Below are 14,207 nucleotides of genomic sequence, written 5' to 3' on the forward strand. Positions count from 1 at the left end.
TCCATGCACGTGTAGCAGTTCTTAACAGATTTACGGAATTAGGTCGACCACTTACCCAAGTTACGCCTTAAATTTGGCTCAATTAGGGGCGCTTTGCATTTCAAATCTTTGTGCAACAAAGCCGTTTGTCATCCTCATATTTGGTTTGTAGATTCAATTGATTTAAAACAAGATATAAAAAATAAAACAAACGAATTTGAAATTCTAAGACAGGATGAAGGTGATTTTGAATATTTTAATGATGGTTTCACATACACTATAACTGGGCCTGAAATAAGCACTAAAACTATATTATGGAAAGATATTCAAAGTATAGATGTCGTACGCCAAGATCTTGGAACCATTGATGAGATTCAACTCTATATATTGTGTTCAAATACAATCATTTATATTACGGAAAATACACCAGGTTATTACTATTTCATTGATCAACTGCATCAGAATTTTCCAGAAATAGATGAAATTTGGCAAATTTCAATCATTGCAGATGATTCAGGGCAACCATTCAATATCTTAAAAAAAGGCAATGGTCATTGATATGAAAAGCTATTTAGCCGTCTACGACATTGGCGCATAATTTGCTTGTTTCTAACTAATTTTTTACTGTTTGATATAACAAATTAGGAAGTTGAAGTGACTACAGGCTACTTACGCGGGCAAGACTTAATTGACCAGATCCAACAACAGGATTATTCCAGAGACCTAATTGGATATCATGGCGATGTACCTCAAGTCGTATGGCCTAATCAGGCACGTATCGCAGTGCAGTTCGTGTTGAACTATGAAGAAGGTGGAGAAAACCACATCGAACATGGGGATGCAGGATCAGAACAATTCTTATCCGATATTATTGGAGCGGCCAGTTTTCCTGCCAAACATATGTCGATGGACTCGATGTATGAATATGGCTCCAGAGCCGGTTTTTGGCGGATTCATGCAGAATTTAAAAAACGTGATTTACCCATGACGATCTTTGGCGTTGGTATGGCTCTAGCGCGCAATCCTTATATCGTCGATGCGATCAAACAATCCAACTATGATGTGGTTTCACATGGTCAACGCTGGTTACATTATCAAGATATGCCGATAGAGCTAGAACGTCAGCACATGGATCAAGCGATTAGTGTGCTTGAAGCTTTATTTGGAAAGACACCTATTGGCTGGTACACAGGGCGTGACAGTCCCAACACACGTCAGCTATTGGCTGAATTTCCGCAAATCAAATATGACTGCGATCACTATGGTGATGACCTGCCTTTTTGGAGTCGTTTGACAAATGAAAATGGTCGAACCCGTCCACATTTAATTATTCCTTATACACTTGAAAGCAATGATATGAAGTTTTGTTCACCGGGTGGTTTCAACAGTGGTGAACAATTTTATCAATACCTTAAAGACGCATTTGATGTGCTATATGAAGAAGGTGAAAGCGCGCCAAAAATGTTATCGATTGGGATGCATTGTCGTATTTTAGGGCGACCAGGCCGTTTTAAAGCACTACAACGATTCTTAGATTATGTGCAATCACATGAAAAAGTGTGGATCTGTCGCCGTGGTGATATCGCGGAACATTGGTATACACATCATGCAGTCTAATAAAAAAATATTTGGATAAAGAGGAGCTTAGCTCCTCTTTTTTTAGGCCTGTACTTAGGTAACTGACATCATAGACCTAGGTTGGCACTGATATTGCAAAACTAAATTTGAACAATCATTCAATAATTTTAGGCGATTTTATAGTGCAACTTGTTGAATTTAATAAAGCATCCGAAGCAGATGTAAAAACTTTTTTAAAGCACTGTGTGCAAATTGAAGGCTGGGCAGAACACATTGTAGCGCAGCGTCCTTATACCTCTGTCACGCAAATCACAGAGCAAGCAGTAAAAGCCGCAAATGCTTGGACTTGGGATGAAATCAAAAATGCTCTAGATAACCATCCACGGATTGGTGAAAAAAAGGCACAGGCTGAATTAAGTAGTTTGGAGCAACAATTTTCAAATCGAGAACAGTCTGAAATTTCAGCAGATGAAGAAACTCAGTTTGCATTGCTCAAAGGCAATATCGCGTATGAGAAAAAGTACGGATATCTCTTTTTAATCAAAGCTTCTGGCCTCAGTAGTGAAGATGTACTACAGGCGCTGCAATATCGATTATTGAATGATCCTGAAACCGAAAAACGAATTGTTCATCATCAACTGGCTGAAATTGCCTTATTAAGATTAAAACAGGAGCTTAGCGCATGATTAGCTCACATATTTTAGATACCAATCTAGGCAAACCCGCAGCGAATGTCAGCATTCAATTATTTAATGCGGAAGGTAAGTTACTAGGTTCAGCCCAAACCAATGCGGATGGTCGCGTTAATGATTTTGCGCTGAAGGACTTTACAGCAGGTGCTTATAGCCTTGAATTTGCGACAGCTGAATATTTTCAGACTTTAAATACCGAAACCTTTTTTCCAAAAGCTGTGATTCATTTTTATGTAAAAGATGCCTCGCAGCATTTTCATATTCCTTTACTCATCAGCCCATTTGCATATTCAACGTATCGTGGCAGTTAAGAGCAAAGTTAAAAAAATAGGGGATATAAAAATGACAGAACAAGATAAAACAGTTTCACCAGAACATGAATATTTAGGCGCAGCAAAAAGCCTTGCCTATGGTCTACAGCATGTATTAACCATGTATGGTGGTATTATTGCTCCACCATTGATTATTGGTACAGCCGCGGGACTTGAACCTGCGCAAATCGGTTTATTGATTGCGGCAGCGCTTTTTGTCGGTGGCTTGGCGACCATACTACAAACTGTAGGTGTGAAATATATCGGTGCAAAATTACCCTTAGTTCAAGGGGTTTCATTTGCAGGTGTGGCGACGATGATTGCCATAGTAACCGCAGGCGGTGGGCTTTCTGCTGTTTATGGTGCGGTGATTGTTGCATCTCTAATTGGCTTTTTCCTAGCACCTTATTTTTCAAAAATTATTCGTTTTTTCCCACCGATTGTGACTGGCTGTGTGATCACTGTGATTGGTCTTTCATTGCTGCCTGTAGCGGTACGCTGGATGATGGGGGGAAACAATAAAGCACCAGACTGGGGAAGTGCTGAGAACATCAGCTTGGCATTTTTGACTTTGGGTATTGTGATTGCGCTGAACTTAACCCGTAATGCAACCATCCGACGTTTATCTATTTTGTTAGCCATCGTTTTTGGTACGGTGCTGGCTTATGCCTTTGGCTTTGGAGATTTTTCTAAAGTTGCAAATGGTAACTGGATTCAATTTCCAAGCTTCTTTGCTTTCGGTATGCCAACTTTTGAGTTAAGTGCCATTATTGCCATGCTGATTGTGACTTTAGTGATTATGACTGAAACCACAGCAGACATTATTGCCGTTGGGGAAATTGTTGGTACTAAAGTGGATGCTGAGCGCATTACCAATGGCTTACGTGCAGATATGCTATCTAGTGCAGCAGCGCCAATTTTCGGTTCATTCATGCAAAGTGCTTTTGCACAAAATGTCGGTTTAGTAGCGATTACTGGCGTGAAAAGTCGCTTTGTTGTTGCAGCGGGTGGAATGATTTTAGTCGTATTAGGCGTTCTACCAATTATGGGGCGACTGATTGCAGCGATTCCTGTCCCTGTATTAGGTGGTGCTGGTTTAGTTTTGTTTGGAACGGTTGCGGCAAGTGGTATTCGTACCTTGGCGAAAATTGACTATAACGAGCAAAAGAACCTCATCATTGTTGCGACTGCGATTGCAGCAGGGATGATTCCAATTATCGATCATTCGTTCTACGCAAACTTCCCGAAATGGGTGCAAACACTCTTTCATTCAGGCATTAGTTCGACTTGTTTGATGGCGATTATTTTAAATATTGTGTTCAATCATTTGAATTTATTTAAAAATAAAGAAGTGACAATGAGCAAAGATCAGGTTAAAAAACCAAGCATGGCGATAGATGTGCATCATTAATCATGGCAGATCTTGGGTCTTGAACCATACGATGATTCATAGAATATAGTTTGTATAGAATAAATAAAGCCCTTTGAATTGAGGGCTTTTTTAATGCGTTATGTTTAAATTAAATAATATCAAGAGATGAAATTAATTATGTATTAACAATTGGTTAAGTGATTTTTAGTCTATTTAACTGTAAGTGTTTAAGCTAAAAATACATTAATTTGAAATGTGAATAGGCGTTGGGAACTGGAACACATCACAATTATGTCCAATGCCAATACGATCGATGACGGCAAAGCTGCTTGGTGCTTCGAGTGTCAGGAGAGGATGATGCCATGTTCCTGCACGATAGTTGACTCCTTGGCTACCATCAGTGATGAAAGCACATAGCTGTGTAAGATCAGGGCTGTGATCATCCAACGCAGGTGCAACTACCACTAAAAAAGCCTGCGCTTGCATTGGAATAAACGCTTGTGAGCCGTTGGGATGACGCTCCAACATCGAAATCGTAAAAGGCAATTCAGTGGTTTTGATATTTCTAAAGATGCTAATTCCAGCAACCGCATCACCTGAAATTTCTGTTTCCACGAGGGCATGATATCGCTCTGTATGTGTGTCATTGATGTGGAAAAAATCATGTCCAGTTGTGCAAATGACCTCTCCAAAAGGCGCAAAGCCTTCAATACTGAGAGCTTGTATTTTTATGCTGTGTGTCATGTTTAGATATCTTATAGGGCATTTAATTAAAAAAATTGAAACCAAACACATAGGAAGCACGAAGGCTTCCTATGTGATTAACACTGCAATTAAGGATGCATTTTCCCCCATAACCGTATGCGACTAATCCCCCCGTCAGGAATCATATTGATGCGGATATGCGATATTTTTTCATGCTTTAAAATCTCACTGACAAAGCAATGAATATGATCCATCTGCATGTCTTGTGCATCGAGTAAAAACGGCCAGAACATACTTTGCGGAATCAGTTGAGGGTCAGTGGCATCTTCTACATAGATCGCTTGTATGGAAACCTGCGCAGGGAAGTTGCCTTTAAAATGGGCAGTATCAATATCAATTTTCTCTATTGCACCAGATTGACCCAAAGCCAAAATGCACCAGTCAAAACCTGGTGCACGACGACGTTTCGTTTCCCAACCATCTCCCATATTGATGCCACGGCCAGGGTTAATTAAGTTTCGTGGATGTCCAAAATGAGCATCACTATAAGCAATAACACGTCCACCATTTTCTAGCGCAACGAGGTCTAATGTGCTCGTATTGTCTTGAATTTGAACCTGAACTTCACCATAGACTTTAAATCGAGCAATACCACCGTCTGGATATATATTTAAACGTACATGGGTAAAAACCTGATCATTTGAGACGGTCAATATATGGTGTTGGCTCGGGCCCAATACTGTATTGTCTAAGATATTGACCCATGCTGCCTGTGCTAGCTCACCACTCGGTGCAAAACAAGCTTCAACTGATGCGGAAGCTGGATAATTCCCTGTAAAGAATGTTGTATCAATATCTAAGGCTTGAATTCGGCCAGCAACACCGAGTTGGATGATTGCCCAATCATAACCTGCATGGCGCTTACGACGCGTTTCCCAACCATCCATCCATTTGCCATGCTCATCAAATTTGTCTTCGACAAAGATAGGTGCATAAAATTGAAGCATGCGTTTTGCTTCTGCAAAAAAATCATCTGAACATTCAAGTATTTTTGCACCAATACGGTCATCTGCTAAATTTGTAAGTGTCTGTAATTGTGCAGGAATATCAAAACTTGGTGCGAGTAAAGTCGCCATATATAAAATCCATTCACTATTTTCATTTAAAACATATGCATTTTGCTTTTAGTGTTAAAAATTTAACATTTGATAAAAACAAGCATTTACACGTGTTTAGAAGCACAGCCTGTGCCAACTTTAGAATTTTTTATTGTTTGTTTGAAAAAATGGCATGCTTTTCGCTTTTTAGGAGAAAGATATTTAAAAAAACACAGGGGAGTTATAGATGGACATTACAATTATTGGTGCGGGTATGGCGGGCCTAACGACTGGGATCGCTTTGAAAAAATTTGGACACCAAGTAACCATCTATGAACAGGCAGAACAAATTTTACCTGTTGGAGCCGCCATTTCTTTATGGTCTAACGGTGTCAAATGTTTGAACTATTTGGGGCTAACCGAACAAGTCGAAAAGCTCGGTGGCAAGATGGATCATTTAGCCTATATCGATGGCTTAACTGGTGATGTTATGACGCAGTTTAGTCTGTTTCCTTTAATCGAAGAAGTTGGACAACGACCTTATCCCGTTTCACGTGCAGACTTACAAAATATGCTCATGGATGAATTTGGTCGTGAGAAGATTCATCTAGGCAAAAAAATGGTGAGCTTCTCAGAACAAGATGATCAGGTGATCACCCGTTTTGCCGACGGAAGTGAGGTTCAGGCTGATTTATTGGTTGGCGCCGATGGTACACATTCATTGACACGAGCGTATGTATTAGGGGAACAAGTTGAGCGCCGCTATGCAGGTTATGTCAATTGGAACGGTTTAGTCGATATTTCAGAAGAATTTGCTGCGGCAGATCAATGGACGACATTTGTAGGAGAAGGTAAGCGCGTTTCGCTGATGCCCGTTGCCGACAACCGATTCTATTTCTTCTTTGATGTACCTTTGGCAGCAGGCTTAGAAAATGACCGCACACAATATAAGGCCTTATTTAAAGAATACTTTAAAGGTTGGTGTGAACCGGTTCAAAAGCTAATTGATGCTGTAGATACCCAAAAAACCAATCGGGTAGAAATTCATGATATTGAGCCTTTTGCAGATTTCTACAAAGGCCGTGTGGTGATCGTGGGTGATGCAGCACACAGTACAACGCCGGATATTGGACAAGGCGGCTGCCAAGCAATGGAAGACGCAATTTATTTAGCCCGTTCTTTGCAAATCAATACTTTAGGGTTGCAAGATTCATTGCGTCGTTATCAAAATAAACGTAATGAACGTGCCAATGAATTGGTTCTGCGAGCGCGTAAGCGTTGTGATGTGACCCATATGAAAGATGAAAGTGTGACGCGTGAATGGTATGCAGAACTGCGTAAGGAACAAGGCAATCATATTATGAAAGGCATTATCAGTAATATTGTAGGTAATCCATTGGATTAAAAAAATAAACTAATAAAACTTTAGCTTTCAGCAGCCAGTACGGTTTATTTGTACTGGCTTTTTTTATGAAAGTTTTGCGACCCCAAAACTTAAATAATGGTTTAGGGGTTCAAAGATTTTAAATTGATCTTAATTTCTTCCATTTTTTCCACCAAAAGATTAATCATGATCTGAGAAATTCGAGAGGTTTGGCGTTTCGATGCGACACATAAAGCGATGGTCAAACTGTGTAAGCCTTTTTCACGGATTGGTTTAAAAATAATCTTTTTATTCTCAAGCAGTGGCAAAGCATCCATGTATGACATCACACTGATGCCTAATTGTTGCTGAACCAATGACAATATCATTCTAATGTCATTACATTCGATCTTTTGAATCGGACTAAACTTATGATGTTTATATAAAGTCTGTACATATTCACTAATAATGAGTGGTTCACTCGGTAAAATATGCCGTTCATTTAACGTATCTGAAAGATAAATTTTATCCATCCCACCCAAGGTATGATGCGGTGACATTACAAAGCCCAACGGAATTTCTATAAAGGATAAAATCTCTAATTGGCTATGGCTTTTTGGATTTAAGATAATGCCAAAATCTAATTCTGCATCGACGATTTTTCTGGATATATCATCACTGCTATTCATGCTGATGTTGAGGTTGATCCACGGATAAGTCTCAGCCATCTTTTGAATACAGTCGACGACAAAACTGTCATTCAAAGCTGCAATAAAGCCCATTTCAATGTTTCCACGGTTTAAGCCTTGGATTTCATCAAATCGAGTTCGTGTCAGTTGATATTCTTTTTGCCACTTTAATAAATCGGCATAAAGTAATTCACCCGCGAGCGTCAGTTTTAAACCCTGAGGTAATCGTTCAAATAGGGCAACCCCGAGTTCTTCCTCAGCCAAAACGATTTGTCGATGTACTGCCGAGACTGAAATAAAAAGTTGTTCAGCGGCTTTGCGTAGACTCCCAGTCCGTGCAACCGCCATAAAATATTCAGAAAATCTAGAAAAGGTAATCGACATACAGGCTTCAATCTCTATCGCGTCATCAGCGAATCATAATGTTATGTATTTTAAGCGATATTCATGCCAGCTTTATCAAATCGTGCAGCGCACAATGCTTAATGTTCTAAAAAATAGAACAATCTATGCAAATCATTCTAATAGACAGAAATGTGTTTAGAATTTAATTTCGACTTAGAAAATAAGGATTTAGCAAAATTTAAATAGCGCTAAATGCTGAAGAAATATTGAAAATGTCGAGATATACTATGAATGCCATTCCTGTACTCAATTTATTTACCCAACCTCAGTGCAGTACATTTGATGCCAACGACTGGAATATTTTGGCGCAGCATTGGTATCCCGTTGCACGTGTAGAAGATGTTTCAATTGAACCGCAACAAGTGCAATTACTCGATGTAAAAATGGCGTTATATCAAACTGAAAGTGGAAAAATTCATTTGGTTCGTGATATCTGTCCACATCGAGGGGTGCCATTAACTAAAGGCTGGGTCAAGGGTGAAGACATTATTTGTCCATATCATGGTTTACATTATAACGGCGCAGGAAGGTGTGTAAAAATTCCTGCACAGCCAGAGCTGACACAAATTTCAGAGCGTTTTTCATTAACTAAATTTCCAGTTGTATTGAAATATGGATTAGTGTGGACCAGTTTATTTAACCGAGACGAATCTACGGCCAATTTTCCAAATTTAGACACGTGGGATACCGAGCAGCACCAATCGATATTGCCACCTTATGTAGATATTGGTGGTTCAAGTGGACGTCAGCTCGAAGGCTTTATTGATGTTGCACATTTCGCATGGGTGCATCATGAGAGCTTTGCAGACCGTGAAAACCCAAAAGTGCAAAAATATTCGACAGTGCGTACAGACTATGGACTACATACAGAATATCTCAGTGATGTGAGTAATTATCCGCATGGCTTACAACATTTAGCGCCAGAAGATTTTTTATGGAAAAGAACATTTGATGTCTATCTGCCATTTTCAGCAATTTTAACCATTGATTTTCCTGAAAATGGGGTGTTGAAAATCTTAAATGCCTGTTGTCCTGTATCGCATAATAAAACCCGTTTATTTGTGCCTTTAACTCGTAATTTTGATACCACAGGAGATTTACAAGCGGTCTATGATTTTAATGCACAAATTTTTGCTGAAGATCAGGACATGGTGGAAAGTCAAAAACCTGAGGAATTGCCACTGGATATCAGTATGGAGGCGCATTTCGAAGCAGATCGCTCATCCACAACGTATCGTCGCATATTAGCCGAATGGGGGCTAAGCAAACGTTATACCGTTTAAATTTTATATTCGAATAATTTTATATTTGAAGTATTCATGCAAAAAAGCGACTCAATCGAGTCGCTTTTTGAATTTGTAGGCTAAGGATTAGTTTACACGTATCCATGTTTGGCTGCGTCCAAGCGCAGATACACCAATATAGCCACGACCATTTAAGGTCTTACCGTCATTCGACATTTTGGCATTGAAGCTATAGGTTTTACCATTTTTCGGGTCAGTAATTTTACCGCCATCATAGGTATTTTTACCGGTATTTTTCAAACCATTCACGATTTGTACACCGAGTAATGGTTTATTGTGGAATTTACCAACACATTTTTGGCAGTTTTCTGCTTCACCCGGGGTGAGTACATCAACGATTTTTGCAGATAAAACGCCATTTGAGGTTTCGTTAAATTGAACTACGGATAAAGGTTTTTTTGTTTGGTCATCGATGGTTTTCCATTTAGTACCATGCAATGGATCAGCAGCCAATGCTAAGCTAGACACCAGTGATAAACCGATTAGGCTAAGAGTTGTTTTTATCATTTTAGAACCTCTATTGAACATAGTAAGAGATGTGCATCCCTGATCTTCCAAAGGGTGGATACACAAGACTTGGAAAATTACAAAGCATCAGCCTTGCTTTCTTCAAGGACTATATTCACAAAAAAATAAGTATATATTGTGGATTTTATATACTGATTTTGAATATCTAGAATCTGGATCGTGTAGAAAAATAGAATAAATGTTGAGCTTTGTTTATAACATTTGGGGTTTGTATCACTTTTATAAATATCAAACGCAATTTGATTTAAAAAAATTGGAGCTACAATCCGCAAAAAAGCAGGAGCTAAAAGGCTCATTTAAGCTTTCATTTTTTATTGTAATCATGGTGAATTAGATTAATTTGATTTTAAAATATAACGCTAAAGAGCTATGTATAGCATTCATATTTTAGAATTAAATAAAATCATTTCATTCATAGATTAGAACTCGTTAAGCTTGTGCTATGAATAATACGAAAATGCGGCTTGATCACTGAACTGGATTAAGTGTGTATAGGAATAACGATGAAAAATTTTAACAACAAAGTCGCAGCCATTACTGGAGCAGGTTCAGGTATTGGACAGCAGTTAGCTATTCAACTGGCTCAAGCAGGTGCGAATCTAGCATTAAGTGATCGGAACCTTGACGGTCTTGCACAAACGTCTGAAATGATTAAGCACACCGGTGTGAAAATAACTCAGACCCAGTTAGATGTATCTGATCGTGCCGCTGTCGAGCAATGGGCGGCTGCAACCCAAGCTGAATTTGGTCAGGTCAATTTGATCTTTAATAATGCGGGTGTCGCGCTAGCCAGTACAGTAGAAGGTATGCATTATGATGAAATTGAGTGGATTATGAATATCAATTTCTGGGGCGTGGTATATGGGACAAAAGCATTTTTACCGTATTTAAAGCAAAGTGGCGATGGACATATTGTGAATATTTCCAGCTTATTTGGTTTGACTGCTCAACCGACGCAAAGTGCCTATAATGCCACGAAGTTTGCAGTACGTGGTTTTACAGAATCTTTACGTCAAGAATTAGACTTGGAAAATGTCGGAGTGAGCGCTACCTGCGTGCATCCGGGTGGAATTCGAACCAATATTGCAAATAGCGCACGTATGAGTGACAGTATTCGCGCGTTGGGTATGAATCCAGATAGAGCCACGAAAGCCTTTAATAAAGTGCTGAAAACACCGCCTGAAGTTGCAGCAAAAGTGATTTTAGATGCAGTGAAACAGAATAAACGTCGTGTTTTAATCGGCAATGACGCCAAAATCATTGATTTAATTCAGCGGATTGCACCTACACGATATGCCCAAGCCATAGATCTGCTCAGTGGTAAGAAAAAACGTAAATAATTCAAAGTTGAATAAAAAGGGATGATGCAACATGATCCCTTTTTTTTGTTTTTGTTTTTGTTTTTGTTTTTGTTTTTGTTTTTGTTTTTGTCAAAATATATATTTGAAAATGTATTTCTAAAATGAATTAAGCGGTGCTAGAGAAGACGCTATTTTGAAATCACAAAAATTTAGCATAAGTTCAATTGATTAAAAATTTTGAACTATTTAGAAGTAAAATATGAGAAAAATTGATATTTAAATAAAAAATGAACACTTCACAACAAAATATAAGACTATTTTAGCTTGCTAACAGAATTGTATTAAAAAAGTCCTAAGGATTGGACTACACAGGTGACTTAAATGGAATTAAGACATTTAAAATATTTTGTCATGGTTGCACAAGAACTTAATTTTAGCCAAGCGGCCTTAAAACTTTATACGGCTCAGCCTTCTCTTAGCCAACAAATCAAAGACCTCGAAGAGTTTATTGGCGTACAGTTATTTATTCGCTCTAAACGTAAAGTTGAACTGACCGATGAAGGAATTGTGTTTTTAGAACATGCCAAAAACATTTTAGAAAGTGCCGATAAAGCAGTTGCAATGACGCGCCAAGTCAAAAAAGCCAAAGACCAAAAAATCACCATTGGCTTTGTACCAGTTGCTGAAATGAAAATTTTCCCTTTTATTATTCCGAAACTCACAGAGATGTTTTCTGACTTAAAAGTTGAACTTTTGAGCTTAAATGACACGCAAATCGTCAGTGATTTACATAATGGGCGTATTGATATCGCCATTTCTAGGGCAGATGTTAATAACCATGAAATTTCGAGCCAGTTGATATTTGAAGAGCCTTTGATTTTCTTGATGAATAATCAGCATCCATTTGCAAATCAAAATATAATATCAGTCAAATCTTTAGAAGAAATAGATTTTATTATTCCGGCTGAGGAAGTGTCGTCAGTTTTGCATCATAAGATTTTAAAATTTGCAGAAGACAAAAAGATCAACTTAAAAATCATCCAGCGCGCCAGTAATATTTTATTCAACATTAATTCAATCAATATCACACAGTCGTGTACGATTTTACCGAGTTATATTGCAGATATTGCTTATGAAAATATTATTGTCAAAAAGTTAGATACGGACCTTCCAACAATTAACTTATATATGAGTAAGCGCAGTACAAATACATCACCTAGTGTGCAAGCATTTATAAATTTAATTAACGATTTTTTTCATTTGAAGTTTGATTGAAGTTTATCATTTAGTTAAGTGATTCTATTCAATAAATAATCTTCTCAGGGGGGTAAAAACCTTTAGATTTACGCTGATGATAAAGTTTATGTTGGTTCAAATTAGATGGTTTTTTTTAAACTAAGGCTAGGTGGCGATTACTTCATCATAAAAATTGAATCTTTGCGTTGCTATGCTTATTTGCCTAAAGGGTTCACTGGATTGCCAAAGTTGTAGAGCTTTTATTGACTGCTGTGGGATTAGATGTTCAAGAAGCTTTTGAAATCGCTCATCGAGAATTGCCTGAATTAACCGAAGTCTAAATGAAAGCATTTAGTTGTAGATTAAACAAAGAAGATGTAATTTTCCATCTTCTTTGTAGTAGTAATGCGTTTGGATATTATGAACTTTTAGAATCTTGAGCCGTTGTCATCGGCGCTTGTGTAGTTACACGTTTGGTCAAAATGACATGTGCCGCAACACCAATACAAATCCCCCAAAAAACTGAGCTTAGCCCTAAAAAATGCATACCTGAGGCTGTCGCTAAAAAGGTGATCAGCGCTGCATCACGATTGGCTTCATTTTTCATCGCAACCGACATATTTGTTCCAATCGCTCCTAATAACGCTAGACCTGCAAGTGCAGCGACCAACTCTTTAGGTAATAGGCTAAATAACATGACAATGCTGCCTGCAAATAAGCCGCCTAAAATATAAAAAATACCATTGGCAATACCGGCTATATAGCGTTTTTCTTTCAGTTCATGTGCATCTTTGCCCATACACATGGCTGCGGTGATAGACGCTAAAACAATAGTAATGCCTCCGACACATGCGACAACGAGCGAGGCAATACTGGTCGCTGTGATAATCGGCTTAGCTGGTGTGTCATATCCACTGAGTTTCATGATCGCCATCCCCGGAAGGAATTGACCACTCAGACTGACTAAGATTAAGGGAATCGCCAAATTTAAAGTTGAGTTCCAAGTCCAAATTGGGGCAATAAACTGCGGTATAGCGAGTTGAAAATTCACATCAACAGGATTAATTTTGCCTAATGCAAAACTCAAAACGACTCCAGTCAGTAAGACCCAAATCATCGCGTAGCGTGGCGATAGTCTTTTCGAAATAAGAAAGACCAATAACATGCCAAAGACAATGATCGGCATACTATCTGTAGCAGTGAACAGTCCAAGTCCAAACTGAAATAAAATACCTGCCATCATCCCCGCAGCGACATCTTGAGGAATCCATTTTAAGAGTTTGTCAAAATAACCAGTGATGCCGATCAAAAAAATAACAATAGCGGACGTGATATAAGCTGCTATGGCTTCATTCAGTGAAATATTCGGAAAGAGGGTGACTAAAAGCGCCGTACCAGGCGCTGACCACGCGGTAATCACCGGGGTTTTATATTTAATAGAGAGATAAATACCCGCCAGTGCTGCGCCAATAGAAATCCCCCAAATCCATGAAATCATCATGGCTGGGGAAACTTGGGCTTTTTGTGCGGCTTGAAAAAAAATAATCAATGGGCCTGAATATGAGATCAGCACGGCTAAAAATCCTGCAACCGTCGCTGAGATCGACCAATCTTCTTTTAATGTTTTTAACAGGGGTGCCATCGCTT

At 38.7% G+C, this 14,207-nt stretch carries 14 protein-coding genes; 9 read left to right on the forward strand and 5 right to left on the reverse strand.

What is annotated here, in order from left to right:
- The first annotated feature begins 93 nt into the window (after positions 1–93).
- From FTU80_RS10060 to FTU80_RS10080, 5 genes are all read left to right on the forward strand, one after another.
- Positions 94–537, forward strand: coding sequence for a hypothetical protein (locus FTU80_RS10060; RefSeq protein ID WP_180084939.1), 444 nt, complete (start codon positions 94–96; stop codon positions 535–537).
- Positions 538–633: 96 nt separating this feature from the next.
- The gene (puuE, locus tag FTU80_RS10065; protein WP_111886081.1) at positions 634–1,596 is read left to right on the forward strand and encodes an allantoinase PuuE; all 963 of its coding nucleotides are present in this window, start codon (positions 634–636) and stop codon (positions 1,594–1,596) included.
- 143 nt (positions 1,597–1,739) lie between these two features.
- Positions 1,740–2,243 carry a 2-oxo-4-hydroxy-4-carboxy-5-ureidoimidazoline decarboxylase gene (gene uraD, locus FTU80_RS10070; protein WP_078190752.1) on the forward strand — a complete coding sequence of 168 codons (504 nt, stop codon included), beginning with the start codon at positions 1,740–1,742 and terminating at the stop codon, positions 2,241–2,243.
- Positions 2,240–2,560 (forward strand): hydroxyisourate hydrolase, encoded by a 321-nt coding sequence (uraH, locus tag FTU80_RS10075; protein ID WP_111886083.1) that lies wholly within the window; start codon positions 2,240–2,242, stop codon positions 2,558–2,560. The genes uraD and uraH overlap by 4 nt, the downstream gene beginning before the upstream one ends.
- Positions 2,561–2,591: 31 nt before the next feature.
- The gene (locus FTU80_RS10080) at positions 2,592–3,971 is read left to right on the forward strand and encodes a nucleobase:cation symporter-2 family protein (RefSeq protein ID WP_180084940.1); all 1,380 of its coding nucleotides are present in this window, start codon (positions 2,592–2,594) and stop codon (positions 3,969–3,971) included.
- A gap of 204 nt (positions 3,972–4,175) precedes the next feature.
- Here the strand turns inward: FTU80_RS10080 and FTU80_RS10085 are convergent, their stop codons facing one another.
- Both FTU80_RS10085 and alc read right to left on the reverse strand, forming a co-directional pair.
- The gene (locus FTU80_RS10085) at positions 4,176–4,676 is read right to left on the reverse strand and encodes an ureidoglycolate lyase (RefSeq protein WP_180084941.1); all 501 of its coding nucleotides are present in this window, start codon (positions 4,674–4,676) and stop codon (positions 4,176–4,178) included.
- Between the two features lie 89 nt (positions 4,677–4,765).
- Complete coding sequence (gene alc / locus FTU80_RS10090) at positions 4,766–5,773, reverse strand: allantoicase (RefSeq protein ID WP_180084942.1); 1,008 nt, start codon at positions 5,771–5,773, stop codon at positions 4,766–4,768.
- 208 nt (positions 5,774–5,981) lie between these two features.
- On the opposite strand from alc, the gene hpxO reads away from it, so the two are divergent.
- Positions 5,982–7,139, forward strand: coding sequence for an FAD-dependent urate hydroxylase HpxO (gene hpxO / locus FTU80_RS10095; RefSeq protein ID WP_180084943.1), 1,158 nt, complete (start codon positions 5,982–5,984; stop codon positions 7,137–7,139).
- Positions 7,140–7,240: 101 nt separating this feature from the next.
- Here the strand turns inward: hpxO and FTU80_RS10100 are convergent, their stop codons facing one another.
- The gene (locus FTU80_RS10100; RefSeq protein WP_180084944.1) at positions 7,241–8,170 is read right to left on the reverse strand and encodes a LysR family transcriptional regulator; all 930 of its coding nucleotides are present in this window, start codon (positions 8,168–8,170) and stop codon (positions 7,241–7,243) included.
- Positions 8,171–8,418: 248 nt separating this feature from the next.
- Between FTU80_RS10100 and FTU80_RS10105 the strand changes: the two genes are divergently transcribed.
- Positions 8,419–9,474, forward strand: a complete 1,056-nt coding sequence (locus FTU80_RS10105; RefSeq protein WP_180085089.1) for an aromatic ring-hydroxylating dioxygenase subunit alpha — start codon at positions 8,419–8,421, stop codon at positions 9,472–9,474.
- A gap of 87 nt (positions 9,475–9,561) precedes the next feature.
- On the opposite strand, the gene FTU80_RS10110 is transcribed toward FTU80_RS10105, so the two are convergent.
- Positions 9,562–10,002, reverse strand: a complete 441-nt coding sequence (locus tag FTU80_RS10110; RefSeq protein WP_078190743.1) for a DUF2147 domain-containing protein — start codon at positions 10,000–10,002, stop codon at positions 9,562–9,564.
- Between the two features lie 524 nt (positions 10,003–10,526).
- On the opposite strand from FTU80_RS10110, the gene FTU80_RS10115 reads away from it, so the two are divergent.
- A complete protein-coding gene (locus tag FTU80_RS10115) occupies positions 10,527–11,363 on the forward strand; it encodes an SDR family oxidoreductase (RefSeq protein WP_180084945.1) in 837 nt (278 codons plus the stop codon).
- 342 nt (positions 11,364–11,705) lie between these two features.
- Positions 11,706–12,599, forward strand: coding sequence for a DNA-binding transcriptional regulator HcaR (gene hcaR / locus FTU80_RS10120; RefSeq protein WP_180084946.1), 894 nt, complete (start codon positions 11,706–11,708; stop codon positions 12,597–12,599).
- Between the two features lie 379 nt (positions 12,600–12,978).
- On the opposite strand, the gene benE is transcribed toward hcaR, so the two are convergent.
- Complete coding sequence (gene benE, locus FTU80_RS10125; RefSeq protein ID WP_180084947.1) at positions 12,979–14,202, reverse strand: benzoate/H(+) symporter BenE; 1,224 nt, start codon at positions 14,200–14,202, stop codon at positions 12,979–12,981.
- Positions 14,203–14,207: the final 5 nt, after the last annotated feature.

Source organism: Acinetobacter sp. YH12145 (assembly GCF_013418335.1).
Taxonomy (GTDB): domain Bacteria; phylum Pseudomonadota; class Gammaproteobacteria; order Pseudomonadales; family Moraxellaceae; genus Acinetobacter; species Acinetobacter amyesii.